At 62.7% G+C, this 25547-nt stretch carries 28 protein-coding genes; 17 read left to right on the top strand and 11 right to left on the bottom strand.

The annotated features are described in order from the left end of the window. Window positions 1-69: 69 nt before the first annotated feature. Entirely contained in the window at window positions 70-1782 is a 1713-nt protein-coding gene (gene ybaL, locus VIM95_RS07290) for a YbaL family putative K(+) efflux transporter (protein ID WP_331984371.1), read from the bottom strand. Window positions 1783-1996: 214 nt separating this feature from the next. Continuing rightward, window positions 1997-2794 (bottom strand): transporter substrate-binding domain-containing protein, encoded by a 798-nt coding sequence (locus VIM95_RS07285; RefSeq protein ID WP_331984370.1) that lies wholly within the window; start codon window positions 2792-2794, stop codon window positions 1997-1999. A 348-nt stretch (window positions 2795-3142) separates the two neighbouring features. Here VIM95_RS07285 and VIM95_RS07280 point away from each other — a divergent pair, with 348 nt between their 5' ends. Continuing rightward, a complete protein-coding gene (locus tag VIM95_RS07280; RefSeq protein ID WP_331984369.1) occupies window positions 3143-4450 on the top strand; it encodes an HD-GYP domain-containing protein in 1308 nt (435 codons plus the stop codon). A gap of 17 nt (window positions 4451-4467) precedes the next feature. Here the strand turns inward: VIM95_RS07280 and dacB are convergent, their stop codons facing one another. Next, window positions 4468-5940: a D-alanyl-D-alanine carboxypeptidase/D-alanyl-D-alanine endopeptidase gene (gene dacB / locus VIM95_RS07275; protein ID WP_331984368.1), complete on the bottom strand. Its 1473-nt coding sequence runs from the start codon at window positions 5938-5940 to the stop codon at window positions 4468-4470. Between the two features lie 174 nt (window positions 5941-6114). On the opposite strand from dacB, the gene VIM95_RS07270 reads away from it, so the two are divergent. From VIM95_RS07270 to VIM95_RS07260, 3 genes are read left to right on the top strand one after another with little or no spacing between them, the layout of a single operon-like run. Beyond that, window positions 6115-7698 carry an ABC transporter substrate-binding protein gene (locus VIM95_RS07270; RefSeq protein WP_331984367.1) on the top strand — a complete coding sequence of 528 codons (1584 nt, stop codon included), beginning with the start codon at window positions 6115-6117 and terminating at the stop codon, window positions 7696-7698. An 8-nt stretch (window positions 7699-7706) separates the two neighbouring features. Continuing rightward, on the top strand, window positions 7707-8321 hold the full coding sequence (locus tag VIM95_RS07265) for a M15 family metallopeptidase (RefSeq protein ID WP_331984366.1): 615 nt from the start codon (window positions 7707-7709) through the stop codon (window positions 8319-8321). A gap of 51 nt (window positions 8322-8372) precedes the next feature. Further along, window positions 8373-9311, top strand: a complete 939-nt coding sequence (locus VIM95_RS07260) for an LD-carboxypeptidase (RefSeq protein ID WP_331984365.1) — start codon at window positions 8373-8375, stop codon at window positions 9309-9311. On the opposite strand, the gene VIM95_RS07255 is transcribed toward VIM95_RS07260, so the two are convergent. Further along, complete coding sequence (locus VIM95_RS07255; protein ID WP_331984364.1) at window positions 9308-9856, bottom strand: peptide-methionine (S)-S-oxide reductase; 549 nt, start codon at window positions 9854-9856, stop codon at window positions 9308-9310. The two genes, VIM95_RS07260 and VIM95_RS07255, sit on opposite strands and share 4 nt — an antisense overlap. Before the next feature lie 27 nt (window positions 9857-9883). Between VIM95_RS07255 and VIM95_RS07250 the strand changes: the two genes are divergently transcribed. After that, window positions 9884-10690 carry a hypothetical protein gene (locus VIM95_RS07250; protein ID WP_331984363.1) on the top strand — a complete coding sequence of 269 codons (807 nt, stop codon included), beginning with the start codon at window positions 9884-9886 and terminating at the stop codon, window positions 10688-10690. An 89-nt stretch (window positions 10691-10779) separates the two neighbouring features. Here VIM95_RS07250 and VIM95_RS07245 read toward each other — a convergent pair whose 3' ends face one another. The 3 genes from VIM95_RS07245 to VIM95_RS07235 form a co-directional block, all read right to left on the bottom strand. Next, window positions 10780-11181: a hypothetical protein gene (locus VIM95_RS07245; RefSeq protein WP_331984362.1), complete on the bottom strand. Its 402-nt coding sequence runs from the start codon at window positions 11179-11181 to the stop codon at window positions 10780-10782. Window positions 11182-11232: 51 nt separating this feature from the next. Then, a complete protein-coding gene (locus VIM95_RS07240) occupies window positions 11233-11691 on the bottom strand; it encodes a PA2169 family four-helix-bundle protein (RefSeq protein WP_331984361.1) in 459 nt (152 codons plus the stop codon). 430 nt (window positions 11692-12121) lie between these two features. Beyond that, complete coding sequence (locus VIM95_RS07235) at window positions 12122-12442, bottom strand: BON domain-containing protein (RefSeq protein WP_331984360.1); 321 nt, start codon at window positions 12440-12442, stop codon at window positions 12122-12124. A 589-nt stretch (window positions 12443-13031) separates the two neighbouring features. Between VIM95_RS07235 and galE the strand changes: the two genes are divergently transcribed. Both galE and rpoN read left to right on the top strand, forming a co-directional pair. Next, the gene (gene galE / locus VIM95_RS07230) at window positions 13032-14060 is read left to right on the top strand and encodes a UDP-glucose 4-epimerase GalE (RefSeq protein ID WP_331984359.1); all 1029 of its coding nucleotides are present in this window, start codon (window positions 13032-13034) and stop codon (window positions 14058-14060) included. A gap of 46 nt (window positions 14061-14106) precedes the next feature. Then, the gene (gene rpoN, locus VIM95_RS07225) at window positions 14107-15546 is read left to right on the top strand and encodes an RNA polymerase factor sigma-54 (protein WP_331984358.1); all 1440 of its coding nucleotides are present in this window, start codon (window positions 14107-14109) and stop codon (window positions 15544-15546) included. A gap of 51 nt (window positions 15547-15597) precedes the next feature. On the opposite strand, the gene VIM95_RS07220 is transcribed toward rpoN, so the two are convergent. Further along, on the bottom strand, window positions 15598-16107 hold the full coding sequence (locus VIM95_RS07220) for a hypothetical protein (RefSeq protein WP_331984357.1): 510 nt from the start codon (window positions 16105-16107) through the stop codon (window positions 15598-15600). Window positions 16108-16353: 246 nt separating this feature from the next. Between VIM95_RS07220 and VIM95_RS07215 the strand changes: the two genes are divergently transcribed. From VIM95_RS07215 to VIM95_RS07175, 9 genes are all read left to right on the top strand, one after another. Next, window positions 16354-16773 (top strand): BON domain-containing protein, encoded by a 420-nt coding sequence (locus VIM95_RS07215; protein ID WP_331984356.1) that lies wholly within the window; start codon window positions 16354-16356, stop codon window positions 16771-16773. A 10-nt stretch (window positions 16774-16783) separates the two neighbouring features. After that, on the top strand, window positions 16784-17017 hold the full coding sequence (locus VIM95_RS07210) for a ChaB family protein (protein ID WP_331984355.1): 234 nt from the start codon (window positions 16784-16786) through the stop codon (window positions 17015-17017). 37 nt (window positions 17018-17054) lie between these two features. After that, window positions 17055-18440, top strand: a complete 1386-nt coding sequence (gene cls, locus VIM95_RS07205) for a cardiolipin synthase (RefSeq protein ID WP_331984354.1) — start codon at window positions 17055-17057, stop codon at window positions 18438-18440. Window positions 18441-18618: 178 nt separating this feature from the next. After that, window positions 18619-18816, top strand: coding sequence for a CsbD family protein (locus VIM95_RS07200; protein ID WP_331984353.1), 198 nt, complete (start codon window positions 18619-18621; stop codon window positions 18814-18816). Window positions 18817-19021: 205 nt separating this feature from the next. Continuing rightward, window positions 19022-19333 (top strand): BON domain-containing protein, encoded by a 312-nt coding sequence (locus tag VIM95_RS07195; RefSeq protein WP_331984352.1) that lies wholly within the window; start codon window positions 19022-19024, stop codon window positions 19331-19333. Between the two features lie 341 nt (window positions 19334-19674). Beyond that, window positions 19675-19836, top strand: coding sequence for a DUF1328 family protein (locus tag VIM95_RS07190; protein WP_331984351.1), 162 nt, complete (start codon window positions 19675-19677; stop codon window positions 19834-19836). 32 nt (window positions 19837-19868) lie between these two features. Beyond that, window positions 19869-20120: a hypothetical protein gene (locus tag VIM95_RS07185; RefSeq protein WP_331984350.1), complete on the top strand. Its 252-nt coding sequence runs from the start codon at window positions 19869-19871 to the stop codon at window positions 20118-20120. A gap of 20 nt (window positions 20121-20140) precedes the next feature. Further along, window positions 20141-20602, top strand: a complete 462-nt coding sequence (locus tag VIM95_RS07180) for a ferritin-like domain-containing protein (protein WP_331984349.1) — start codon at window positions 20141-20143, stop codon at window positions 20600-20602. A gap of 30 nt (window positions 20603-20632) precedes the next feature. Further along, complete coding sequence (locus tag VIM95_RS07175) at window positions 20633-20854, top strand: hypothetical protein (RefSeq protein ID WP_331984348.1); 222 nt, start codon at window positions 20633-20635, stop codon at window positions 20852-20854. Window positions 20855-20978: 124 nt separating this feature from the next. Here the strand turns inward: VIM95_RS07175 and VIM95_RS07170 are convergent, their stop codons facing one another. The 3 genes from VIM95_RS07170 to VIM95_RS07160 all read right to left on the bottom strand — a co-directional run bounded on the left by VIM95_RS07170 (window position 20979) and on the right by VIM95_RS07160 (window position 23872). Next, window positions 20979-21293 carry a glycine zipper 2TM domain-containing protein gene (locus VIM95_RS07170; protein ID WP_331984347.1) on the bottom strand — a complete coding sequence of 105 codons (315 nt, stop codon included), beginning with the start codon at window positions 21291-21293 and terminating at the stop codon, window positions 20979-20981. Between the two features lie 169 nt (window positions 21294-21462). Next, entirely contained in the window at window positions 21463-23403 is a 1941-nt protein-coding gene (locus VIM95_RS07165; protein ID WP_331984346.1) for an AsmA family protein, read from the bottom strand. A 25-nt stretch (window positions 23404-23428) separates the two neighbouring features. After that, window positions 23429-23872 (bottom strand): DUF883 family protein, encoded by a 444-nt coding sequence (locus tag VIM95_RS07160; RefSeq protein ID WP_331984345.1) that lies wholly within the window; start codon window positions 23870-23872, stop codon window positions 23429-23431. Window positions 23873-24177: 305 nt separating this feature from the next. On the opposite strand from VIM95_RS07160, the gene VIM95_RS07155 reads away from it, so the two are divergent. Then, entirely contained in the window at window positions 24178-25545 is a 1368-nt protein-coding gene (locus tag VIM95_RS07155) for an ATP-binding protein (RefSeq protein ID WP_331984344.1), read from the top strand. The last annotated feature ends 2 nt before the right edge of the window (window positions 25546-25547 follow it).

The raw sequence follows: 25547 nt of genomic DNA, 5'->3' as shown, positions 1-25547 counted from the left end.
GCATCGGTATTACCGATGCCCTTTTTCTTTAGCCGCTGGCCGCTCGCGCAAACGCGGCACTCGCTGTGTTCAGTGCCCCGCCTCTACGGCGGGTGGCGAGAAGCGGTCCAGCACATGGTGCACCATACCCTTGGCCAACTCCTCCTCGCCGAAAAAGATGGTCCCCAGTCCCTCGCGGCGCAGCAGTGTGGACTCATCCTCGCTATGGGTACGCAGAATGACCTCGATGGCGGGGTTCAGGGTCTTGGCGGTATCGACCATCTGCCGGACATGCAGCGTATCGGGCAGGGCCAGTACCAGCATGGCAGCGTCAGCGATGTGGGCCTGGATCAGCACAGACGGATCGGCGGCATCACCCGATACCGCGGCCACACCCTGCTTGCGCAGGCCCTCAACCAGTTCGCGGTTCTGCTCGGCCACCACGTAGGGGATGCCGCGCTCGGCCAGCGCCTTTGCGATGCGGCGACCAACCCGGCCATAGCCTACCAGCACCACCTGCCCTTCCAGGTACCGGCGCTCGGTACTCATGGGCAGCTCGGCATAGGGGTCCTGCCGCAGCTCCAGCTTGCGGGCCGTATTGGAATGCTTAAGCACCCAGCGGCGCAGTGGCTCTATGGCGGCGAAGAGGAAAGGATTGATGGCGATGGAGATCAGTGCGCCGGCGAGCACCAGGCTCATGCCCTCCTGCGGCAAGAGGCCCAGGGTCACGCCCAGACCGGCAAGGATGAAGGAGAACTCGCCGATCTGCGCCAGGCTCGCGGCAACCGTGAGCGCGGTATTGAGCGGGTAGCGGAAGGCCAGCACCAGGGCACCGGCGGCCAGGGCCTTGCCGAGCACGATGATGGCGACCACACCCAGCACATGCAGCGGTTCCTGCAGCAGGATGACCGGGTCGAACAGCATGCCCACCGAAACGAAGAACAGCACCGAGAAGGCATCCCGCAGCGGTAGCGACTCTTCGGCGGCACGATGGCTGAATTCCGATTCGCGCATCACCATGCCGGCAAAGAAGGCACCCAGCGCGAACGACACCTGGAACAGGTGCGCTGCACCATAGGCGATGCCGATGGCACTGGCGATCACCGCCAGGGTAAAGAGCTCGCGTGAGCCGGTACGTGCCACATGCCTGAGCATCTGCGGCAAGACGCGGCGGCCGGCTACCAGCATCAGGGCGATAAAGGCTCCCACCTGCAAGAGGGTCTGGCCTATGGTCACCCACAGGGGCTGCGTAAGCGCGGTGGCGGCTGCATTGCCCCCCAGCACACCCGCCAGGGGTGGCAGCAGCACCAGCACCAGCACGGTCGCCAGGTCCTCCACCACCAGCCAGCCCACGGCGATGCGGCCGTTCATGGTCTCCAATACCCGCCGCGCCTCCAACGCCTTGAGCAGTACCACGGTACTGGCGCAAGAAAGCGAAAGGCCAAACACCAGCCCGCCACCAAAACTCCAGCCCCACCAGGCGGCCATGGCCATGCCCAGCACGGTGGCCAGGCCCATCTGCACCACCGCGCCGGGCAGGGCGATGCGTTTGACCGCCAGTAGGTCCTTGAGCGAGAAGTGCAGGCCCACGCCGAACATCAGCAGCATGACGCCGATCTCGGAAAGCTGCGAGGCGATATGTACATCGGCAACAAAACCCGGCGTAGCCGGACCGATGATGATGCCAGCGACCAGGTATCCGACCAGGGCCGGCAGGCGCAGGCGTTCGGCCAGAAAGCCGAGGATGAGGGCGACGCCGAAACCGGCCGCGATAGTGGTGATCAGGGTGACGTTATGGTCCATTGAGCTCCCTTCTGTTATGTGTACCCGAACGCAGCGGGACGGGTCATCTTGGACAATAGATAAACCCTGCAAAACCAGTGAAGTTCCGCCAAATTCCAATAAATTCGTATTTTCATTTCGATTATCAGGCAATTCTGACGCCTGACAAGAAAAAAGCCCGACCTAGGTCGGGCTTTTTCACTGACGGCATGGGGTCGGCCGCGAGCAGCCAGGATCAGGCGCCGCCACCGATCTTGAAGAAGCGCACCAGCGGCACATTGGTGTTCGGACCGAACCAGCGTTGGAAGATACGCACGGCTTCGCCGTTCTGTTCCGATTCCTGCAGCGCCTCGTTGATCAGCTTGAGCATGCGCGGCTCACCCTTGCGTACGGCCATGCCATAAGCCTCAGTCGAGAGCGAGAAGACCGAGATCTCGTACTGCTGACGGTTGGCCATCTTGGCCTGCAACCCGGCGAGCGCTGGTTCGTCGGCGGTGATGCCATCCACCTTGCCCGCCGCCATGAAGTTGGCAGCGGCCTGGGTGTCGTCCATCGAGACCAGGGTGGCCTTGGGGAAGAGCTGCTTGAACTGCGCTTCCGAAGTGGTGCCGCGGGCAACGCCGATGGTGCTGCTTTCCAGCGACTTCAGGTCTGGGTAGCGGCCCTTGCGTGCCAGCACGCGCTGACCGGTCACAAAATAGCCGTAGGAGAAATCGACCAGGCGCTCACGCTCAGCGGTCTTGGTGAGCATGGCGGCAACCATGTCGACCTTCTTGGCGCGCAGGAAGTTGATGCGCTCGGCCGGATCCACGTTCTGTACCACCAGCTTCACGCCCAGCTTCTTGGCCACCAGGGTAGCCATATCCACGTCGTAGCCAGAAATGGTCTTGTCGGGATTGATAAAGCCGAAGGGCGGTGCATCGGCATTGGTACCCACGACCAGTTGCCCACGGGCTTTGACATCGTCCAGCAGGTCGGCATGGGCAGCCAGCGGGAACAGGGAGAGCAGGGCAAAAGAGAGCAGCAGTCGCATCGTTGTGGCGCTTTCACATCAGGCGGTTCAAAAACAAAAAAACGGCTACCGGGCAGCACGCTGCCCAAGCCGTTTATTCCATAAGCATGACACTATCCATATGGCATGTATGCTGCCGTTTACCCTGAGGTCGAGTTCCTGGCCGACAAGCGGCTTGCGCTTGGGTCCAGGCCAGCTGTTTCTATACTTAGCCCAGACCGCCGAAAAAAGCAGGCTCAGTCATACGAGTGGTCGATTGGCCAAACCCCAGGTGGCTTGGCGCCATACCAGTCGGATACACCCCCGTCGCAGCCCCGCCAGGTGCTTGCAGGCGTGCGTGACCGGAAGCCTCGGGGAGGAACCCGTATCGTGAGCCAGGTAGCCCATGCCAAGCCCAATGCCCATTTCGTCGATCATCTGATCGAGCTATCGGCCGAAAACAGCGTACTGACCACCTGCGACATCTATTCCGACTCCGGCATCAAGCTTCTGATGAGGGGCGTGGAGATCACGCCCCATCTGCGCGAGCGTTTGCTGCAGCACCGGCTGACCCAGCCGCTGGAGCGCTGCCTGGAAGTCAGCGATGCGGTCAATGCCGAGGAATTGAGCAAGCTGGTACGGCAGATCGCGGAGGAACGGCCCGAGCTGAGCGCACTCTGTGGCCTGGGTGCTGGCCTGACCGGCACCGAAGGTCGCAGCGACAAGCGCTGGTGGTCGCTGGCCTACCTACGCAGCGTGCCGCTGGACTCGGTCTCGCTACTGCTGCTGACCATGGGCCGGCGCAACAACGGCGGCCCGTTGCGCCACGCTGTGCTGGTCACCCTGATCGCGCTCGGCCTGGGCCGGCGACTGCGGGTGCCGGAAGACACGCTCTGCCACCTGACCACGGCCGGCCTGCTGCATGACGTGGGCGAGCTCTACATCGACCCGCAGACGCTGGACCCGAACCACCATGTCACGATCCGCGAATGGCGCGGCATCGTGGCCCACCCGGTAGTGGGCTTCAAGTTATTGAACGAGGTGGGTGGCGTTGGCGCCGAGCCGGCACGGGCGGTGCTGGAGCACCACGAGCGCTGGGATGGCAGCGGCTATCCGCGCGGGGTGCTGGGCAAGGACACCTCCCTGGCCGGCCACCTGTTGGCCACCGCCGAGATGATCGCCGGCCTGCTCAACAAATCAGGCGTCGACACCCGCCGTGCCGGAATCGCGCTCAAGGCGCTATCGCCCGGTCTATCGCCCGAGGTGCTGGCGGCCTTGGGGGAGTCGCTGTCCCAGACCCAGGGTAGCCATGCCCACGCGACGCTACCCGAGGTCGCGGTCGTCGCCGCGGCACTGGAACAGACGGCCCGTCTACTGGTGCAAGTCGACCAGGCACTGACCCTACACAGAGGCGATAGCGACAACGCACTGGTACAGGCCTTTGCGCACGAGATCCAGGAACGCTTCAACCTGATCAAGGCCGCCTTTTTGCGCACTGGCCCGGGCAGCCTGCCACTGGCCGACGTCACCGCGCTGCTGCACGAACCCGACGCGGAGGAACTGGTGCAGGAAACCGCCGACGTCTGCGACGAAATACGCTGGCGGTTGCGCGAGCTGACCCGCACGGCGGTGATGCGAGTGGCGCATATGCCTGAATACTGCCAGCCCGAGGCCAGCGGTTTGTTGACCGCACTGTAGATCGCAGCTTGAAGTTCTTAGCGCGACCGCTTCTGCTTGCGCCCCAGTCTGGCTGCTTGGCCTGCCTGGCCGCTGGCCACCCATTCGATCAAGGCATCGAGTACTGGCCGGGCACGCAGGGCCTGCGGCTGGTTGGCGATGGCCACCAGCACCCAGCTACGATCTGCGCTGTCACGTACATAACCAGCCACAGCGGCAACATCATCGAGTGAGCCGGTCTTGATCCTGGCCCTACCCGCAGCGACAGTGCCATGCAGACGGTTACGCATGGTGCCGTCCAGGGCGGCGATCGGCAGGCTGGTCTGGTATTCGGCCGACCAGTCGCTCAAGGCGCCAACACGTAGTACGGCCGCCAGTTGGGCTGGGGTGATGCGCTCCAGCCGGGAGAGGCCGGCGCCGTTCTCCAGCACCAGGCCGGTGGGGTCGATATCGTGCCTGGTCAGCCAATCCTGCACCGCCAGCCGGGCGTCGGCCAGGGTGTCTCCCATGCTGCCCTGACGCTGTGCTCGCTCCACCCCCAGCGTCAGATAGAGTGTTCTGACCATGGTGTTGTCGGAGCGCTTGGTGGCTTGCTTGACGAGGTCGGCCAGGGTCTCCGAGCGGCGCTCGACCAACAGCCTCGCACCGGCCGGCACGGAGCCATCATGCACACTCCCCTGCCAGCTGCCGCCCAGCTCTTGCCAGAGCGCCTTGGCCACGCGCTCGATGTAGACGTTGCGGTCCAATACATTGAGCTGCAGGTCAGTCTTGCAGTTGCGCGGAAAGCCGCCGAGCAGGGTGAGGTGCAGACTGCCATCCGGGTCCTGGCGGGTCTGCGGCAGGTCCAGCTCGTCCCCCCAGTCGTGGCAGGACATATCGGTCAGCTTGAGGCCATTCTCCAGCACCACACCGGCCAGGGGCGGGAGCATCTGGATATCGACGCTATCGGTGCTTGAGCTCAGGCTGAACGACAACAGGTTGCTGCCTACCAGTGCTGCATCGGGAACAACGTTGTAGTAGGCGTCGGGATAGTCATCAAAGGGGGGTTGCCGCTGGTCCGGTCGGTTGGGCGTGAAATACTGCCGGTCGAGCACCAGATCGCCCTCGATCCGGCTTATCCCCTGCGCCCGCAGGCTACGCAGCATGCTGCCCAGTTGCTCCCAACCCAGTGCCGGGTCTCCGCCACCGCGCAGATACAGCGGCCCTTGCAGCACACCTGCTTGCACGGGCGCCTCGCTGAGCAGGGCGGTACGCCAGCGGTAGGTAGGTCCCAGTTGCTCCAGGCTGACCAGGGTAGTCAGCAGCTTCATGGTGGAAGCAGGGTTCATGGGGCGTGCCGCTTGCAGCGCCAGCTCTTCTCCGCGCGCGACCCCGGTTCGTTCCAACGGTAGCACCAGTACCGAGAGTTGTTGCGTATCGACGCCCTGATCACGAGCGAGCTGCACGATCTTAGCCGGTAAGGCAGCCTGCCCCCAGCTGCTGGCCATCAACCCCCAGGCCAGCAATGCCATGCCCCTGCCCCGCCAACTTATCACCACAACCGCTCCTGCCCGCGCCGAAAACGCGCAGTTTGCCCTTAGCCGCTCCAGGCGACAAACTCCTTGCTGCCGGGCGGCGACGGTGCACGCCACATCCCGTATCCTTGCCACCCAAAACGGCACCCTTGTCGCCATCCCGGAGCCCTCATGCGGTACCTCGTTTCCCGGCTTACGCCACTCCTTGCCACCCTGGCCCTGCTGATGGGCACCCCAGTGCAGGCCAAGCCACTGATCTATTGCGCCGAGGCCAGCCCCGAAGGCTTCGACCCAGGCCTGTGGGACTCTGCCGGAACCAATAACGTCAACCGCCAGTTGTTCCAAGGCCTGCTTGGCTTCAAGCGCGGTGGTACCGAGCTTGAAGCCAAACTGGCCAGCAGCTGGCAGATATCCAAGGACGCCAAGGTTTATACCTTCACCTTGCGCCGGGGCGTGCATTTCCATCGCACACCGTGGTTCACACCCACGCGGGACTTCAATGCAGACGATGTGCTATTTACCTTTGGCCGGCTGACCCAGGCCCAACACCCCTACAACCAGGCCTTCCCGGCCACCTTCGTGCTGCCGCAGAACATGGGCCTGGGCGACATGCTCGCCGCCATCGACAAGCTGGATGACCACACCGTCCGCTTTACCCTCAAGCAGCCCAACGTCGCCTTTCTGCCCTATTTCGCCATGGTGTTTGCCGGCATGCAGTCGGCCGAGTACGGCGCACAATTGCTGCGCGAAGGGCAGGCCAGCCGCATCAACAACTACCCGATCGGTACCGGCCCCTACCGCTTTGTGAGCTACAAGAAGGACGAGGCCGTCAGGCTGGAGGCCAACCCCGACTACTGGGGCCGCAAGCAGCAGACCGACAAGCTGATCTTTCTGATCAGCCCGGACGCCAATGTGCGGGTGCAAAAGCTCTTCGCCGGCGAGTGCCAGATCACCGCACCGGTGCGTGACAACGACCTGCAGGCGATTGCGGCACGCAAGGACCTGTTGCTGATGAAGACCCAGGCGCTGAATATCTCCTACCTTGCCTACAACATGAAGCGCGGCCCGACCGCAAAGCGCGAGGTACGGGAGGCACTGGATATTGCACTGGACCGCAACGCCATCTTCAAGGCCCTGTTCCCCCGCGGCGACGCCTTGCAGGCGGTGAGCGCCTTTCCGCCCGGCATACCCGGCTACAACCGCAAGCTGAAGAATGAATACGACCCGGCACGGGCGAAGAGACTCTTGGCCCAGGCCGGTTACCCGAATGGCTTTGAACTGTCGCTGTGGGCCTTGCCCATCGTTCGGCCGACCAACCCCAACGGTCAGTTGCTGGCACAGATGATCCAGCAGGACTGGGCCAAGGTAGGCGTCACCGCCAAGATCAAAACCTATGAATGGGGCGAGTACCTCAGACGGGCGAACAATGGCGAGCACGACGTCTATATGAGCGGCTGGTCGGGCGAGACCGGTGACGCCGATGAATTCCTGACACCCAACCTGACCTGTGCCGCCAGCCCCGCCGGCTACAAGTTCTGCAATGCCGAGTTCGACCACCTGGTGGGCGAGGCCCGCGGCATGACCGATACGCCCCGTCGCCTGCAGCACTACGAAAAGGCACAGGCAATCTTCAAGCGGGAACGGCCCTGGATCACCCTCGCGCACTCCACCGTCTATATCCCGATGAAGCAGGATGTGAAGGGCTTTGCCATGGCGCCCAATGGCGGCGTGGACTTCGAGAACGTCTACCGCTGAGCTCACCCATGCCGCAGTACATCATTCCCTGTGAAGCGATCGCGCAGCACCCGGACTTCCGGTCCCTGGCCAGCATTGCCGGCCTGCAGGTGGACCTGCGTTACGCCGGACCGGACAACTTTGTTGGGCGCCCCCTCTACACCGGCTTCGACGGTGCCTGGCTGCACCGCGAGGCGGCGGCCGGACTGGCGACAGCCGTAACCTGGCTGGCACAACACCGGCCGGGCCTTACCCTGCTGGTACTCGACGCCCTGCGACCGCACCGGGTGCAGATCATGCTCTGGGAGCACCTGGAAGGCACCGGTTTGCGCATGTACCTGGCCGACCCGGCACGGGGCTCCATCCATTCCTTTGGCAAGGCGGTCGACGTCACCCTGCTGGACGCCACCGGCCAAGAGCTCGATATGGGTACCGGCTTTGACGATCTGAGCGAACGTTCGCACCCCGCGCTGGAGGACCAGTTGCTGGCAGCCGGCCAGTTGACCGCCGCACAGCTGGCGAACCGCCACTTGCTGCGAGAAACCATGCTGCAGGCCGGCTTTGCCGGGATACGCAGCGAATGGTGGCATTTCAATCATGGCGATCAGGAGCTGGTACGGCGTCAGTATGGCCGGGTGGATTGAACCAACACCCCCCAGCCAGGGTCCGCTACCGACCCACATACAGGAAACAGCATGGCCTCCCCCTCTCTTCAGATCACCAGCGGCATCGTGCCGCCCAAGCTGGTACCTGGCGATCTTGTCGCCATCACCTCCCCCGCCGGCCACGTGCCGCTGGAGGCGATCCAGCCCATGATCCAGGCACTGCAGCAGTGGGGACTGTTGGTAAGAATCGGCGCCACGCTGGGGCAGCGCGAGGGTACGTTCGGCGGCAATGACGAGGCGCGCGCTGCCGACCTGCAGCAATTGCTCGACGACCCGGCGGTGAAGGCCATCTATTGCGCCCGCGGTGGCTATGGTTGCGTGCGCATCGTGGACCGGCTGGACCTGCGGGGGTTGCGCGCAAGCCCCAAGTGGTTGATCGGTTTCAGCGATATCACCGTGTTGCATAGCCATCTGCATCAGCAGCTCGGCATGGCCACGCTGCATGCACCGATGGCGGCGGCATTCGCCGACGCCTCGGCCCTGGCGGCGATCGCCACGATACAGCAGGCTTTGCTCGGCGAGCCCATGGACTACCCACTACTCCCGCATCCACGCAACCGTACCGGCGAGGCGAGCGGCCTTCTGGTGGGCGGCAACCTGCGAACCCTGGAGACCCTGGCCGGCAGCACCTCCGCCTTGAACTGCGAGGGCAAGATACTGTTCCTTGAGGATATCAACGAAGCGCTCTACAGCGTGGACAGGATGTTCTGGCATCTGCAACGCCGCGGGGCACTGTCCCGTCTGGCCGGCCTGGTCATAGGCGGCTTCAGCCACAAGCCGATGGACGCCGGCAGCCTGCCCTTCAGCCTCGATCTGTACGACATCGTCAGCGAGAAGGTCGCAGGCTACCGCTACCCGGTCTGCTTCGACTTTCCGGTAGGTCACCAAGCCCACAACCTGGCCCTCAAGTGCGGCGTAAGGCACCAACTGCACGTCGGCACCGCGGGTGGCAGGCTGTGGGAAGCCTAGTCGAATGGCGCACTGGCCCCACTGACGTGGCGACCCTTGGGCTGAACCACAAAGTCGGTCGCGGCCAATACCTCGGTCAGGATGGCCGATCGGTAACGCCGCTCCGCGCTCAGGCGGGCAATCTCCCGCCGCGCCAGTTGCTCCTGCAAAGGACTATGGAAAAAAATGATGGAGCGTTGCAGCTGCGATGCCTGCTCATGCTTCACGGTAGGGTCGTGGCAGGCAAAAAAGAGCCCTAGCAAGGTGGGGTAGCTGAGCTGGACCGGGTTGTAGCTCAGTTGCACCACGCCAGCCACGCGTTGGGAAGGTCGATCCACCGACAATCCAGCCTCATCCACACACATCTGGCCTATTGCCACCTTCAGAACGCCCGTCAGGCCTTGCAAGTGCTGCTTCAGACTGTGTGGATCGCCACCGGCGAAGCTGGCCAGCTCGCAGCTCAGTTGCCTGGGAGGCCCCGCCGCTTCGCCTGGTTTCGTCCCCGTCTGCCCGGCATGGGCATGCCGCTTGCCGCTTTCTGCTCCGAGCTTTGCCTTGTTGTCCATATCGAACCACCTTTCTGGAGCACTGGCATGACGACTAGCACCCGAACCTGCCGCACACTGGCGGCGACCCTGTTTACGACCGGTACCGCACTGGCCGATCCATCCCCGGCGCTGGACCGCATGAGCATCTCGCTAGGTGCGTTCCGGCCCGACAGTGCAGACACCACACTCACAGTCACAAGCAATTCCCAGGCCCTCAGTACCGGCGAGCTCAATCTGGGCCGACAAAGAAGCATTCCTCGCGTACGGCTCGATATGCTGTTGGGCGATAGCCAGGGGCTGGCCTTCGATTACTATCGGTTCAAGCGCGATACCGCGCTGAGTGACGGTCGCAGCTTCAATCTGGGCGGCCAGATTTATGATCTGAGTGCCAGCCTGCACCCGGAATTCAAGCTGGACATTGCCAATGGCGCCTACCGTTGGTGGTTCGGCCAGGGTAATACGGTGGCCGGTATCGGCGTGGGGGTGGCTTACTACAATCTGCGGGCCGATGTGACGGCCACCGCGACGGCCAATGGCCAACAGGTGAGCGGCAGCGACAGCTACCATGATGACGCCTTTGCGCCCTTGGTTACGCTGGGCGTGCGCCATGCTGTTTCAGACTCGGTTCGGCTCTATGCGGATGCTTCCGGTGTGTACAAACGCGGTGGCGAGACGCGTGGCCATATCTACAACGGGGCACTGGGCGTGGAGTGGTTTCCAATCAAGAATATCGGTCTGGGCGCCGAGTACGGCTACACCAAGGTACGCATCCACCGCGATGATCCAGACCGCTATGCCCGGCTGAACGTCCATCTGGAAGGTCCTAGTGCCTTCCTGCGCTTGCGCTTCTGATCCCATCCCGGCACCCAGGCTTTGCAGCAAATACAAAAACGGCACCGTGAATTGCATGGTGCCGTACCTGTAGCTAGCACCGGCCGGTGCTATTGGTTGTAGCGGATCTTGGCCTTGGCAATGCAGGCATCCTTGGCGTCACCGGACAAAGCATCGCACTTCTCCTTGGCGACCTTGTAGTGCGCCAGGCGGACATCCTCATTGGCCTCGGCCTGGGCCTTGGTGGACTTCTTCTCTGCCTTGGCTTGCGCCTTGGCAGATTGGTAATCGGCCTTGGCCTGCTTGATGCAAACGTCCTTGTCATTGCCACTCAGGGCGTCGCATTGCTTCCTGGCCGCATCGTAGGTGGCCTCTGCGGCCGCCTTGCTTTCGGTATAGCTGGCGTCGGCCGAACTCTTGCTGGCCTTGGCAATGTCGTCCGCATGGGCCGGTATGAATAGCGCCAAGATCAAGGCAGTTGCCAGTGGGTGAATGGGCTTGAGCAGTTTCATGACTGAGTTCCTCCTATTGGTAGCAAACAGACTGCAATGCAGGTCCGACAGTCAGGCACGCACTTGTGCACGATAGCGGTTGCGCAGGGCTTTGATCTCGTCGTGGTTATGCAGCACGCCAAGGTTCTGCCGGTTCACCACGGCACGTATCGCGTCCGGAAGCGGCTCACTGAGCGCCCTGCGATAGCGGGCCTTGGCGGTGTCCTCGCCCTTTTCGCATTCATCCAGGATGGCCAGGTCTTCATTGCCGGTTACGGCGCTGCGTACGCTGACCCAGCCTCGATGCAGGGCACCCGATACCGTCCCTCCCTGGTCCGGCGTGCCGCCTTGCGCAGTCACCAGGGCCGCCAGTTCGGCCGCTGCCTGCCTGCATTCGCCGGCTCGCATACGGAACAGGTTCTTCAGTTCGCTGGCCGTGGCGTACTGCGCGGATTGCTCAAACCCATAGGCGCCGTCATGGCAAGTCTCGATCAGGTCGTTTAGGGTATCGATAATGGCTTCGTTGTTCATGGTCTGTCCTTTCGGTACGGATGATCCAAGTCGCCGCGATCAAACGGCGATATCGAGGACAGGGCAAATGACGTACCCAGCCATGCAGGGTGAAATTCCGTGACAAGGCAGAATTCGCATGAACACCACCATATCGAAATTTCCTTAAATACATAAAGTAAACTTCAACTGTATTTATTAAGTTAGATTTAACTTATAAAAGTTACATAAAACATTAACAAAAAGACCAGGGATTAATAGAAAATCAACCAGATAGAAAGACCCAAACGGGAAAACACCGTCAAACCAAGCAAAACCCGGCCAGACTGGGTGAAAACCCTCAAAAGCAGACAAAACTCCCCCTCAAAAAACACTGAGACCGCTGTCTAGCGGCAAAAAACGGGTGACCCTAAAAGGCCCACCCGTTCTGGTTGATGACACCGCTACGGGATCAGCTGGCCGGGGCACGGACAATCACGTTGTTATGCACCGATTTCACATCCGGCACGGCGCGTGCGATGTCCCCCGCCTTCTGCTTTTCTGCCTCGCTCACAGCAAAGCCGGAGAGCTCGACCACCCCCTTGAGGGTTTCCACCTTGATACGGGTCGCGGCGACTTCCTTGTCCTCCGCAAAGCGCGTCTTCACCCGGGTGGTGATGGTTGCATCATCCACATATTGGCCTACCGTGCTCTGCCCACTGCTGACAGCGCACGCACTCATACCCAGCCCGGTAGCCATGGCCAGGCTCAAGGCGATTAGCAGTTGTTTCATGGGTTCGCTCCTCTTGTCGATTGACGGGGATCGCGCCTACGGCACGTAAACCTTATCTGCAAGCGCTGTGCCAAGCCGCCAGCCACACCTGCCACGGCCTGCAATCAGGCGGCCAAGGCGCTGCCAGGGCTGATCACAACTCGCCGCCCAACGCCCCGGCAAGCCATGCATTCCTTGCACTTGTTTCGGTAATTTGTGCAGCCGGGCATGTCGTTTGCCCGCTCAAGCGGCATCTGGAAAACGGGGCACAACATGCCACCACCCCACTTCTGGCTCCGCCGTCGCAAGAAGAAAACCGTCTCCAAGCTCCCGTGATCGCAGTGGTTCGCACTACCGATCATTCATCCACCCCGAACAAGGCCGCGAAAAGCCCGCCAACCGAGGCCGCCAGTGGCTTGGCAGAGGTGGCGCTCTCCGCCGCTACCGCTACCAAGCCGGCCTCATCTGACCCGCTGCCAGCCCGCGAAATGATGGGGCGGACATAAGGATTCGGGGTGGTGGAATGCCGCCTAATTGGCGGAAGAAGCTGGGCATCTGGCATACAGCTTGCGAATACCGGCTTGTACTCAACTCACGCTGGAATGACATCATGCGCATCCTTGTCACCGGCGCCAGCGGCTATGCAGGCAGTCACCTCAGCGTGGCGCTCTGTCTGGCCGGCCACCAGGTCATCGGCCTGGATAACTATTGCAATAGCGCACCCACCTTGCTGGCACCGCTGTGCCAGTTGGCGGGCTCCGCCTTCCAGTTTGTCGAAGGCGATGTTGGCGACACCGCCACGCTGCGCGCCCTGTTCCTGCGTCACCAGCCCGAACTGGTGATGCATCTGGCCGCCACCCTGCCTCATACCGCACCGGCAGCCATTACGGTGTTCAGACGCAATGTCAGTGATCTGATCGCCCTCCTCAATGTCATGGACCGCTTTGCGGTGCGGCGGTTGGTGTTCTGCTCATCGGCCACCGTCTATGGCGAGCCGGGTGACTTGCCTACACGCGAGGGAGACCCGGTCGAGCCACAAGACAGTTACGCCCGTAGCAAGGCCTTTTGCGAACAGATGTTGCGCGATCTGGCAACGGCGAACCCCGACTGGCACATCTTGCAATTACGTCCGTTCAACCTGATCGGCAGCCATGCCAGCGGCCAATTGCCGGCAGGCCCGCAAGGCAGCCCCAATCTGCTCGAGCGCCTCCGCCAGGCGATCGAAGCCCCGCAACGGCCCTTGCGGGTGGAGGGGGATGACTACGCCAGTGCCGACGGCAGTGCGATACGCGACTATCTCCATGTCTGCGACTTCGCCGAAGCCTGCAAGGCCGCACTACCGCTCTTGGCGCAGCCATGCAACCTGACGCTCAATATCGGCAGCGGTACCGGCCACAGCGTCTACCAGGTCATGCGCGCCTATGCACAGTGCAGCCGTCAGGCCATTCCCTTTGAGATCGCGCCACGGCGTCCGGGCAGCCCGGCGGTCCTCTACGGAGACTGTCGTCAAGCGCGACAACTTTTGCATTGGCGGCCTAGCCTCGGCCTGGAGGAGATCTGCGCCGAAAGCTGGCGCTTGCGAACGGCCCGTACCACGGCCAGGCAAAGTGCCGCCCTGCGCCAACTGCGTGGTGCATGAACCAGCGCGTTGCCCCGCCACGCCACGCCATAGATCAGGAGCCGCTATGAGTGCCCCCGCCTTCCGACTCGAAACGCGACAGACCCAATCGCTGACGCCGCGCCTGCAGCAGGCGGTACGTCTATTGCAGCTCTCATCGCTGGACTTTGGTCAGGAGCTGCAGCAGGCCCTGAGCAGCAACCCCTTTCTGGAATGGGGGGATGCCCCCCTTGATCAAGCGGATGATGCAGGAGAAATACTCGAGGCCGACCGCGGAATGGACGACGAAACCACCTTGCCGGCTGACGAGCACGATATGGGTGAGGGTATGTCGCCGCAACACGAGGAACCAAGCTGGGCTTCGGCCCCAGCGTCCAGCCTCCAGGACCCTGAGCGCGACCCCATCCAGCAGGCGCCGATGGAACCCAGCCTGCACGAGCATCTGCAAGCCCAGTTGAACCTCCTCAACCTGTCCGACCGCGACCGCCTGCTGACCGGCGTGGTGGTTGAGACCCTGGACGAGGATGGTTATCTGCGCAGCAGCCTTGAGGCCCTGCAGGCCACACCGGGGCTGGGTGCGGTGGATACAGCTGAGCTGCAGTTCGCTCTGAATCTGGTGCAGTCGCTGGAGCCGCCCGGGGTGGCTTGCCGTGACGTGCGGGAGTGCCTGCAGCTACAGTTGCATGCGCTACCGCAGGAGGTCACGGCGCTGCCGCTGCAGATTGTCGAGACCTGCTTTGAACGCCTGGTCAAGCACGACGTCTCCGGCATCGCCCAACAGCTGCAACAGCCTGTCGAGGCCGTACAGCAGGCTTGTGGGTTCATTGCCAAGCTTGATCCTCGACCGGGCTGGCGGCTCGGCGCACAACCCGCCAACTACCTCACGCCGGATATCATCGTACGTCGGTTGGATGGTCGCTGGGTCGCCACCCTTAACCCAGCGGCTGTGCCCAAGATACGGCTCAATCAGCTCTATGCGGAGCTGTTCCATCGCCACCGTGAATCGCACCATGGCGAGCTGGCTTCCCATTTGCAGGAGGCACGCTGGACAGTGCGCAATATCGAGCAGCGTTTCAATACCATCCTGCGGGTGGCGGACGCCATCGTGGTAGCCCAGCAGGCCTTCTTCGAGCATGGCACGCTGGCCATGCAACCCATGGGGCTCAAGGAAATTGCCGAGGCCCTGTCGCTGCATGAATCGACGGTATCACGCGCCACCTGCAACAAATATATGGCGACCCCGGCCGGGGTGTTCGAGCTGAAATACTTTTTCTCCCGCGCGCTCGCGACCAGAGGGGGTAACAGTTGCTCCACCACCGCGATCCGCGCGGCGATCCGGGAGATGATAAAGGCAGAGAAGCCAAGCCAACCACTATCGGATGCCGAGATCATGCGCCATCTGACCCGCCAGGGCCTGCAGGTCGCCCGCCGCACAGTCACCAAGTACCGCCAGATGATGCGCATACCGGCAGTGGAACAACGTAAACAGCGTGGCCAGTCACACTGAGAACCCCGGTTTTGTCACTAACGCGGCGCCCGACGCTTTTGCAACGCGTCCCTAGTCCTCCTGACCACTGGCTCTCGCCTTGAGTTGGCGCCGGTAGGCGGCCAGATCGCGCCGCCGTCGCCAGGCAGTGAATTCATCGAAGGACTCGTCATAGCGCTGCCGCCGGTACTGCCGATAGTCCTCGTCCAGCTGACGTACCGCCTCTTGCCGCGCATCGGCCTCCGAACCGTCGCCAGCCGGCAACGGGCCGCTTGCAGCGCCAGACAGGGTCGGCCAAGGCACGGTCGAGGCAAGACGGGTGTCACCCACCAGATCACCCTGCAGTTCGCGGTCGGCATACAGCGCATGAAAGAACGCATCGACCTCGGCCGGCACCATGGCACCGCCGCTAAGCATGAAAGCGCCCCCGCTGGCAGCCGACACAGCCGCCACGCTCCCCCCACCGGCACCCGATACGGCCATGGCACCGGATAGCCCGCTCGCCAACCTCAGGGATGGAACATCCTCCTTCTCCATCAACGGCCGAATTCGTCGGCGTCGGTCATGCGTATTGTCATCCATACCCACCCTCACCATATGCTTGCCACCTCTCCTAGGCTCAGCAAAGTGCATGCCGTATCGGGATCGAACACGCGGACCGGGTAAGTCTTACCAAGCGCAGGCAAGACAGTTATGCCGCGCTCGCCCACGCCTCTCGCTTGCGACCTCGAAAGCCTTGTGCCGTCGGGCGTTCGCCACTCGGCACGCCAGTTGCTGCCCATGGAGATGTCACGGTCGTTGACGACCGGCACTCAACAAGGAGCAACCATGAAACGCTCATTTATCCTTACCGGCCTTCTGGCCACGCTGATCGCAGGTATCGGCCTGACTGCCTGTGGCAAGCATGAACAGGACGAGGTCCCCCCCACCGCCAGCAGCATGCCGCCCGTAGGTGAGACCACGCCGGCCACCGAACCGCCCGCACCACGCGTCAGCAGCAACGAACCGGGCAACGCCAGCGTGGGAGACAAGATCGGCAACGCCGCGCTGACCGCCAAGGTAAAGACGGCCCTCGCCGCCCACGCCGGGCTCAAGACCCTGCCGCTGAATGTTGACAGCCTGGACGGTACCGTCACCATCAGTGGCGAAGTCGGCACCCAAGCGCTGAGTGACGAAGTCACCAAGCTTGTCCAAGGTGTAGAAGGTGTGAAATCGGTTCAGAACAATACGGTCGTGAAGGCCCATTGAGGGACCAAACATGCCTTACCGACGCATCGCGGATCTGCCGGTCGGCGTTCAGCATGTACTGCCGGCCCATGCCCAGCACATCTATCTGGCAGCCTACAACCAGGCTTGGGATACCTATCGCCGTGCAGCACGTCGGCGTGCCCATGCCTCCCGCGAGGAGACTGCGCACCGTGTGGCCTGGGGCGCGGTGAAGCGCAGCTACCGCAAAGATGCGCAGAGCGGCCTGTGGCATAGGCGGCATTGAAGTAAAAACCGGCGGGTAGCTACTGGAGAGGCCTACCATGCGTTGCCCCACCTGCGCTCACGTAGCTGCCCTGCTGGCCAGTCTGCTGCTTACCGCCTGTGCCACGCCGCCCGACCTGCAGCAAACGCTGCGGCAGAATGGCACCGCCTCCCCCCAGTTGCAGCGCGGCCCACGGATGCTCAGCCCGGCGCAGAGCACGGCCATCCTGGAGCGGCTGCGCCAGGAACAACGCAACGACATCCTGGATCGCCATCTGGCTTTCGAATCTGCCCTGCTCGACAAGCCCATCGTCACCGGCAACCGGCTCAAGCTCTTGCAGGATGGCCCGGCTACTTACCAAGCCATGTTCACGGCCATCGAGGCAGCGCGCGAACACATAAATCTGGAAACCTATATCTTCGACGACGACGAGATCGGCAGACAGTTTGCCGAGCTGCTGCGCAAGAAGCAGCGACAAGGCGTGCAGATCAACCTGATCTACGACAGCGCGGGCAGCCTGGAAACACCTAGCGTCTTCTTCGAGCAACTGCGGGCAGCCGGGATGCGGGTTCTGGAGTTCAACCCGCTCAACCCTCTGCAGGCCAGGGGGAAATGGCTACTGAACAACCGGGACCACCGCAAGCTCCTGGTGGTGGACGGCAGGATCGCCTTTGTTGGCGGCATCAATATCAGCAAGGTGTATTCGCGCGGCTCACGCCCCTTCAAACACCACGGTACGGATGGGGGAAAGTCGCCACCCTGGCGCGATACCCATATGCAGATCGAGGGACCTGTGGTGCGGGACTTCCAGCAGAGTTTCCTGGATACCTGGCAAGCACAGTCGGGACAGCCGCTAGCTGGCGGCGGCTATTTCCCTACCCTCGCCAAGCGCGGCGAGGAATTGGTACGCGCCATTGCCAGCCGCTACGACGACCCCTATAGCCAAGTCTATCTGAGCCTGATATCGGCCATCAGCCATGCAGAGAAACAGGTCTACCTGACCTATGCCTACTTTGTGCCCGACCCGCAGCTGCTGCAGGTCTTGTGTGCTGCGGCACGGCGCGGCGTGGATGTCCGCCTGATACTGCCAGGCACCACCGATACCTGGATGACGCTGAACGCCGGCCGAGCCCACTACCAGGCCCTGCTCGACGCCGGCGTCAAACTCTATGAACGCCAGGATGCCTTGTTGCACGCCAAGACTGCAGTCGTTGACGGCGTCTGGTCCAGCCTCGGGTCGACCAACCTCGACTGGCGCAGCTTCCTACACAACAACGAGCTCAACGCCGAGGTATTGAGCCGCGACTTCGCGGCCCAGATGCTGCTGATGTTCGAGCAGGACCAGACGGCTGCCCAGTCCATCACGGCCGAAGCCTGGCGTCATCGACCGCTGAGCCAGCGCATCAAGGAGTGGGGTGCCAGTATCTGGGCCTACTGGCTCTGAGCCTGGCCAGCAGCTTTTACAGCGCACGAGGAAAGTCTTACCGAAACAGTGGCGACAGGCTTTCGCAAAGTTGATTAACAATTTGATTAAAAACAAAAATCCAGCCGGCACACAGCTTGCCATATAGAGATTGCGCACGACTGACCGTGCCTCTTAAACCACTGACAAGGAGTCCACCATGAATTGGGACATCGTTGAAGGAAACTGGAAGCAATTCTCCGGCAAGGTGAAGGAACGCTGGGGCCGATTGACCGACGACCAACTGGACCAGATCGCCGGCCGGCGAGACCAATTGGCCGGCCGCATCCAGGAAAGCTACGGCATCACCAAGGATGAAGTCGAGAAGCAACTCCGGGACTGGGAGACGCGCCACTGACAGGACCCTTCTGGCGTTGTCGTGCGAGCTTGCCGTACTGCCCGTAGTGTCCGTTGCACGCGCCTGCTCTCACACGCCTGAGTGCGGTTGTTGGTGCTTTAGCCCCTACCACCTCGGCCCCTCCTTGCGGGGAAGCCAGAACCGCTTCGTTGGGTTTTGTCAGCAGCGCAAAGCGCCCCATTCGGACAAGGTGAAGGAGAACACCATGAATACCATCAATCCATTGTTCCCATTGCTGCTGGGCGGCTTTCTGGCCGCCAGCCTGCCACTGCAGGCCGATACCGGCAGCAAGGAGACCGCTGGTCAGTTCATAGACGACAGCGTGATCACCACCAAGGTCAAGACCGCCATCGTGACCGATGCCAAATTGCCCGGCGTCAAGGTCGAGACCTACAAGGGCGTGGTGCAGCTGAGTGGCTTCGTCACTACCCAGGCCGACATCGACAAGGCCGGCAAGCTCGCCAGCGGTGTGGCGGGGGTCAAGTCGGTCAAGAATGATATCCAGCTCAAGTCGTAGACCCACCTGGGCACCCGCCAGGGAAAAGGCGGGTGCCCGAGCAGAACCGGGAGACCGCATCATGCGATCCGTTCACCCCATCGCCAACCCCACCCACCGCCTTGTGACGCTGGGTCCTCTGCTCTGCAGCATCCTGCTGGTCGGTGGTGCCTGCGGCCGCCTGGCACCCGAACCTGCCAATGCCGCCCGAACCCAAGCTCATCCAGCCGCAGGAAACAGCCCACCGTACCGGCGATGCACGCTCAGGGCCAACCAGCCATACACCGACGGTGGACTCCGTTCCCCATCACTGGCACGAGACCTGAGCCTCGCATACCGCCTTGGCTGAAAAGGAGATTGTCATGTTGCACTATGCCGCCGTTTTTTTCGTGATCGCGCTGGTCGCGGCGCTGTTCGGCTTTACCGGCATCGCCGCCGGCGCCGCAGAGATCGCCAAGATCCTGTTCTTCATCTTCCTGCTGATATTTGCCATCACGTTGCTGCTGGGCCTGATACGCCGCTAGCCGGCCATCCAGCCCCCCCAAGGAGACTCGTCATGCCGGAACACCAACACAACAGCGGTACCGAAACCACCACAGGCAAGGTGCGCAGTGCACTGACCGAAATGTCCCGCCAGACCCGTACCAAGCTGAGTGAACACAGCCGTCAGGCCGCCGCCTATTGCCACGCCATGGAAGACAGCAACTACGACTACGTGGCACGGCACCCGGCCGCCAGCCTCGCAGCCGTGGCGGTAGCCGGTGCGGCGGTAGGCTATCTGCTGGGTACGCGCAGCAAGCCACGCTAGCACCACACAGGTAAACAACCATGCCTGCTCAGACTGCCCCCTTACCCGCCAGCACCATCGCCCTGCTCGACAGTGCGCTTGCGACCGAACTGGTCGGCGCACTGCGTTGCAAGCAGCATCATTACGCCGCCAGCAGCCTGGGGGCAGACAAGGTGGCAGCCAACTTCGCCGAGCAGGCCAAGCAGTGCATGCGGCACGCCGATGCCATTGCCACCCGTATCGTGCAGTTGGGTGGGCAGCCGGACTTCTGCCCCGACCGTCTCGCCATACGCAGCTTTACGGCCTATGCCGAGCGAGACTCGGTCGGAGACATGTTGCGCGACAACCTGGCTACGGAACGCGCCAGGGCAGACAGCTATCGTGCGCTACTACATCAGCTTGGTGATACGGACTTTGCCACCAGCCGTCTGCTGGAAGCGCTGCTGGCAGCGGGACAAGGCCGACCGCAGGAGCTGGCCTGGTTGCTGGACAACCCGGCCTGAACCCCACCCCATCTTTGCAAGGAGCCCATCATGAAACGTAATGCCATCGCCATCGGCCTAGGGGCCGGCCTGACGCTCTTTATCGCCAGTATCTGGCGGGCAGAACGCCGGCGCCGCCTGAGCCCACCGGCAGGCGAACGCAAAGCCCCGCTCGAGCCTGTACAGACATGGGAAGGGGAAGGCGGCAACCTGGCCGGTATCGCTCCCCCACCGGCACCACAGGAAGCGGGTCAGCGGCGCCAGACCCACTGAAGCAGCACAGACTACCTGTATGGCAGCCCGCTCCCCCCAACAGCAGACAGGCACGCAGACAGGCACCGATTCATGGGTGCCTGTCCGCCTATCTGCTGGCCTGATTCGGGAGCACGGTGGCGATTCAACGGTGCAGCAAGGCACCGTTGCGCAGCTCCACCCTATCCCCTTCGCGGAAAGAGCCGTCGGCCAGCGTCACGGTGCTATAACGGCCATCGTCCAGCCTGACTTCCACCTGGTAGACCAGGCGCTTGTCTTCGTTACGCTGCACCTTGTCGCCCACATAAGCCCCACCTAGCGCACCGGCAATGGTGGCCGCCGTATTGCCGTTCCCCTTGCCCACCTGGTTGCCCACCACGCCGCCGACAACCCCGCCGATCACCGCCCCGACACCCACGCCCTTGCTACCCGACTCCGCCTTGGTGTCGACCCGGGTCACGACCCCGTAGTGGTCATCTGCAATAATGTTGGACCCCGGCTGCCTTGCCGTACTCGTGCAAGCGGCTAGAACCATCATGGCAACCGCTGCTATAGCTGATGTCTTCATGACGCTGCTCCTGTCTGCAAAGAAGGTAAACCAGGAGAGGCATATAGCGTGCCGCCATCCGCTAGCGTTGCTCAGCCGGGCTTGCCCTGGTCGCTTGGCGTAGCCGCTTCACCAGGCTGCTGCAATGGTCCTCGGTATCGCCGCTGCGCAGCTGCACCAGCGGTGCCAGCGCAAGCGGCCCAGCCACGCCTGCCAGCAAGGCGGACAGGGTCAAGCGACCGGCAGCCTGGCCCAGCTGTGGATGCACCGCAGGGTGGGCAAAGGTGCCGTCGATCAGGATAGGGCCACGCAGGGCCACCAAGCTGGCATCACGTGGTTTGGCGCGTAGACGCAGGGCCAGCTTTTCGTTACGCAGATCGATGTTGCCCTCGCCTACCACCAGTTGCTTGTCGGTATCGAGCAGCAGGGTCTGGACCTGCATATCACCATGCTGCACCGGCAGCTCGGCCGCCAGGCAACGTACCGGCACTTGCTGATCCCCAGCCAACAGCACCAGCAGTGCATTGGCCAGGTCGAGGTTGGAGAGGCGCAGGAGGAGTTTGCTGACCGCCCCGCCATTCATCAGCAGCAGGACCTTGCCATCGGCCTGGCCTAGCATGTCGGCCACCGAGTTGCCCTGCATGGCCAGATTGAGCTTGCCACCAATCGCGCCCACATTGGCTTTCTGCAATTTCAGGCGAGGAAAGAGTTGGTGCAATTGCACTCGTTCCACCGCCAGATCGGCATGGGTACGAATGGCGGGTTGGCGAGCATCCAGCTGGATGACGCCTGCTATGCGCCCACCGGCGACACCCAGATTGACTGGCGCAAGCCGTAGCTGGCCGCCACTCAACTGCAAGTGGGCATGCAGGGACTCGAAGGGCAGCGTGCCCGTGGCAATATGCTGCCCGGCAAAGTGCACATCCATATCCGCCGCATTGAGCTTGTCCAGATTGAATTGCCCATGTGGCAGCAGCTTTCCCACAGGCTGCGGGGCAGGTGTACCGTTGGTCGAACGGGCACCGACAAAGCCGGAGAGATCCTTGAGGTCCAGGCGTTTGGAGACCAGGTCGGCGACGATCTGCTGCGGTCGCCGTGAGCGGTCGACGCTGAAAGTACCCGCAAGATCGCTGCCGTCAACCTTGCCGTCGAAATCCTGCAACTGCCAGTACTGGGCATGGTGCTGCAGACGGCCAGCCAAACGGTAGGCCGGTGTGGCGGGTAACGGCAGGCCCAGTATGGGATAGAGCTCAGCCAGGCTGCGGCCACGCAAGGTAAAGTCGAGATCCAAACCGGCCAGCCGGGCTGGCTCGGATACCGTCCCCCGTCCTTCGAAGCGAGTGGCCCCGACCTCCCCCTGCGCGGAGATGGAATAGGTACTGGCCAGATTCTGCCAATCAACCGGCAGCGCCACTTGTACTGAGGCAGTGGTAGGCAAGCTACGGTAGCGGCCTTCAATCGCTACGCTTAGCTGGCCGACATGCTCGCCCTGCATGCCCATATTGGCCACCAAGGCGGTATCTGCGGCGGGGTCCAGAAAGCGTAGCCTGCCCTCGCGCAGCGCCATCTGACCGGTCACGAGCCGCCACTGCCCGGACGAGCCCGGCGGGCGATCGAACTGCCAGTTGCCACCACGTTGCGGATCACGCTCGAGCAGTATGTCGGCCTGTGTCAAGACGATGCGGGGCAGCTCGATGCGCTGGTGGAACAAGGCGGGTAGGTCGAGCGTCAAATCCAGCGTGCCCACCCTCGCCATTTGCCGCGCCGCACTCCAGGGCGAGTTCTCAAGATAGAGATCATGCGCCACGATGCGGGTCTGCCAGCCCAGATGGACTTGCAGCGGGCCACGCATTTCAAACTGGCGGCCCAAACGCGTGCTGACCTCATGGGCGATGTGAGGACGCAGGCGATCCCAGGGGAAGTAGTACAGCAGCAAGGTGGCGCCGATCAGCAGCGCGGCCAGGATACCCACCAGCCAGCCTATCCATCGGGCCAGGCGCGGGAGTACAGCAGGCGTTTTCATGGCGTGCCCACGCCTTCAGGAATGTTCAGCGGCGGTGCAGCAGATAGCCGACCACCAACCCCAGCCCCAGCGCGATACCCACCGACTGCAAAGGGCGCTCGCGTACATAGCCACGTGCGGCATCCACCATCTGCTCCGTGCCCTGGCCGGCTTCCTCACCCAGCTCGACCAGTTGGGTCTTGACCCCGGCCAGGCGCTCGCTGATCTGGGCCCGCGAAGCGGCCAGCGCCTCGGCAGAGAGGCTGGTACCCTGCCCAAGCAGGCTTTCCACTTCGGCGATAAAGCCAGACAGGTCCTCATGGAAGGCCTGCTGGGCATCGCCAGCAGACAGCTGCCGGGTTTTGCTGCGGGCGGCCGCCTCCTGCCAGCGGCGGGTACCCTGGGCGTGGGTGGCTTGCTTGTCGGCCTCGCTGCCCTGCGGCTTGAAGGAGGATTTGTCGCGCTGGGAATGCATGGCGGTTTCGCTCATGATCTATGCTCCGGGTGTTGTAAGGGAGGGCATGAACCAGCCTAGGCAGCGCCACGAGTCCTGCCGGTATTACCAGCCAGCCCATGCCCATGCCTGTGGAGCTGCAGATAGCGTGCCCGGCCGACGAGCCGGTGCTACAGCAAGCACAAGACGCGGACGTGCAGCAATTACACCCGGCGATGTAAGGCCTGCCGCCCAAGGAGGAAACATCCCGGCCCACCGGGGGTCAGACCTGTGGGCCGGGACCAGGTCACGGTATGTCAGGCTGTAGGCCTGGCGGTACGATCCATCAACCGAGGGTAGCCATGAGTCGAATCAGGCGGAGCTTTACGACCGCGGTTTTCGTAGCCTTGGGCGTGCTTTTCTCCGCCACCTTCCTGATCGTTTCCGAACTGGCGAACCGACGCCTGACCGTAGCCGCAGAGAAGTTTGGCCACACCATCGAGGCCAAGGGCCTGCTGCGCGAAGTGAGCTCCGTGGTGGCCGAGGCCGAGGCAGCGCAGCGGGGTTATTACCTGAGCGGACAGACCGAATACCTGACCGCCTGGCGCTTGGCACCTGACCGCTTGAATGGTCTGTTTGCGCGTCTGCACGAGATCTGGGAGCGTGAGCCGGAGCAGTTACAGCAGCTGATCCTGCTGCGGACCAGCGTGGACAGGCGTATGCAGGGGCTGGAATCGGGCTTCAAGCTGGCCAAGCCGGGCGACAGGAACAGCATGCGCAACAGCCTGGGCCGTGAGGATACCGAGCGGCTCAAGCGCGAGATCGACCTCTCGATAGGCCGTACCTCCCGCCTCTACCAGGACGATATGCGGCAGTGGAAGTCGGACGTGATGGTGACCCGCCTTGGGGTGGGGATATTGTCGACCATCAACCTCTTGTTGCTCCTGCTGCTCTATACCCGCTCGCAGCGTGAACTGCGCAGCGAGACCCAGGAGATGCGCTCGGTGGAAGCCCGCCAGCACGAGCTGGAGCAATTGGTGGAAGAGCGGACCGCCGTGCTCTCGGAGCTCTCATCCGATCTGCAGAACGAGCAGGAGCGCGAAAAGGCCAAGATCGCCCACGATATCCACGACGAACTGGGCAGCCTGGTCATCTCTGCCCGGATGGACGTGACCTATGTGCTCTACAAGCTGCGCGACAGCGAGCCGCAGCTGGCCGAGAAGCTGGAGAATGCGATCCAGAACCTGGACACCAGCGTGGATATCAAACGCCGCATCATCGAGGAGCTACGTCCCTCGGCCCTGGATACCCTGGGCCTTGTCCCGGCGCTGGAATGGCAGGTGCAGCAGGTCTGCGAACGGGCCAACCTGCGGCCGATCATGGACTTCCCGGTCGAGATGCCGGACCTGCCCGAACAGATGGCGATCACACTGTTCCGGGTTACCCAGGAAGCACTGAGCAATGTGGCCAAGTATGCCAAGGCCGGCCAGGTCTGGGTCACCTTGCGGATACTGAACGAGTACTGCCAGCTGACCATCAAGGATGACGGCATCGGCTTGACCGACACGGCCATGAACAGTCCGCTCTCGCATGGCCTCTCCGGCATGCGGCAGCGGGCCGTGAGCCTGCGCGGTACCTTCCGCATCAATAGCGCGCCGGGCGAAGGCACCACCATCCAGGTACGCCTGCCCCTACCGGCGCGCGAGCCAGCCGATTCGCCCGCGACCTGAAG

It is taken from the genome of Chitinimonas sp. (assembly GCF_036568685.1).
Taxonomy (GTDB): domain Bacteria; phylum Pseudomonadota; class Gammaproteobacteria; order Burkholderiales; family Chitinimonadaceae; genus Chitinimonas.
This window is presented reverse-complemented; position numbering and strand designations above follow the sequence as displayed.

Excerpts from the sequence above, each read along its gene's own strand:
- VIM95_RS07180 (WP_331984349.1), top strand. The coding sequence starts at position 20,141 with ATGCCTGCTCAGACTGCCCCCTTACCCGCCAGCACCATCGCCCTGCTC.
- VIM95_RS07215 (WP_331984356.1), top strand. The coding sequence starts at position 16,354 with ATGAAACGCTCATTTATCCTTACCGGCCTTCTGGCCACGCTGATCGCA.
- VIM95_RS07240 (WP_331984361.1), bottom strand. The coding sequence starts at position 11,691 with ATGAACAACGAAGCCATTATCGATACCCTAAACGACCTGATCGAGACT.
- VIM95_RS07160 (WP_331984345.1), bottom strand. The coding sequence starts at position 23,872 with ATGAGCGAAACCGCCATGCATTCCCAGCGCGACAAATCCTCCTTCAAG.
- VIM95_RS07165 (WP_331984346.1), bottom strand. The coding sequence starts at position 23,403 with ATGAAAACGCCTGCTGTACTCCCGCGCCTGGCCCGATGGATAGGCTGG.
- VIM95_RS07285 (WP_331984370.1), bottom strand. The coding sequence starts at position 2,794 with ATGCGACTGCTGCTCTCTTTTGCCCTGCTCTCCCTGTTCCCGCTGGCT.
- VIM95_RS07200 (WP_331984353.1), top strand. The coding sequence starts at position 18,619 with ATGAATTGGGACATCGTTGAAGGAAACTGGAAGCAATTCTCCGGCAAG.
- VIM95_RS07210 (WP_331984355.1), top strand. The coding sequence starts at position 16,784 with ATGCCTTACCGACGCATCGCGGATCTGCCGGTCGGCGTTCAGCATGTA.
- VIM95_RS07155 (WP_331984344.1), top strand. The coding sequence starts at position 24,178 with ATGAGTCGAATCAGGCGGAGCTTTACGACCGCGGTTTTCGTAGCCTTG.
- dacB (WP_331984368.1), bottom strand. The coding sequence starts at position 5,940 with ATGGCATTGCTGGCCTGGGGGTTGATGGCCAGCAGCTGGGGGCAGGCT.
- ybaL (WP_331984371.1), bottom strand. The coding sequence starts at position 1,782 with ATGGACCATAACGTCACCCTGATCACCACTATCGCGGCCGGTTTCGGC.
- VIM95_RS07185 (WP_331984350.1), top strand. The coding sequence starts at position 19,869 with ATGCCGGAACACCAACACAACAGCGGTACCGAAACCACCACAGGCAAG.
- VIM95_RS07245 (WP_331984362.1), bottom strand. The coding sequence starts at position 11,181 with ATGAAACTGCTCAAGCCCATTCACCCACTGGCAACTGCCTTGATCTTG.
- VIM95_RS07250 (WP_331984363.1), top strand. The coding sequence starts at position 9,884 with ATGACGACTAGCACCCGAACCTGCCGCACACTGGCGGCGACCCTGTTT.
- VIM95_RS07270 (WP_331984367.1), top strand. The coding sequence starts at position 6,115 with ATGCGGTACCTCGTTTCCCGGCTTACGCCACTCCTTGCCACCCTGGCC.
- galE (WP_331984359.1), top strand. The coding sequence starts at position 13,032 with ATGCGCATCCTTGTCACCGGCGCCAGCGGCTATGCAGGCAGTCACCTC.
- VIM95_RS07195 (WP_331984352.1), top strand. The coding sequence starts at position 19,022 with ATGAATACCATCAATCCATTGTTCCCATTGCTGCTGGGCGGCTTTCTG.
- cls (WP_331984354.1), top strand. The coding sequence starts at position 17,055 with ATGCGTTGCCCCACCTGCGCTCACGTAGCTGCCCTGCTGGCCAGTCTG.
- VIM95_RS07255 (WP_331984364.1), bottom strand. The coding sequence starts at position 9,856 with ATGGACAACAAGGCAAAGCTCGGAGCAGAAAGCGGCAAGCGGCATGCC.
- VIM95_RS07235 (WP_331984360.1), bottom strand. The coding sequence starts at position 12,442 with ATGAAACAACTGCTAATCGCCTTGAGCCTGGCCATGGCTACCGGGCTG.
- VIM95_RS07265 (WP_331984366.1), top strand. The coding sequence starts at position 7,707 with ATGCCGCAGTACATCATTCCCTGTGAAGCGATCGCGCAGCACCCGGAC.
- VIM95_RS07190 (WP_331984351.1), top strand. The coding sequence starts at position 19,675 with ATGTTGCACTATGCCGCCGTTTTTTTCGTGATCGCGCTGGTCGCGGCG.
- VIM95_RS07260 (WP_331984365.1), top strand. The coding sequence starts at position 8,373 with ATGGCCTCCCCCTCTCTTCAGATCACCAGCGGCATCGTGCCGCCCAAG.
- VIM95_RS07220 (WP_331984357.1), bottom strand. The coding sequence starts at position 16,107 with ATGGATGACAATACGCATGACCGACGCCGACGAATTCGGCCGTTGATG.
- rpoN (WP_331984358.1), top strand. The coding sequence starts at position 14,107 with ATGAGTGCCCCCGCCTTCCGACTCGAAACGCGACAGACCCAATCGCTG.
- VIM95_RS07175 (WP_331984348.1), top strand. The coding sequence starts at position 20,633 with ATGAAACGTAATGCCATCGCCATCGGCCTAGGGGCCGGCCTGACGCTC.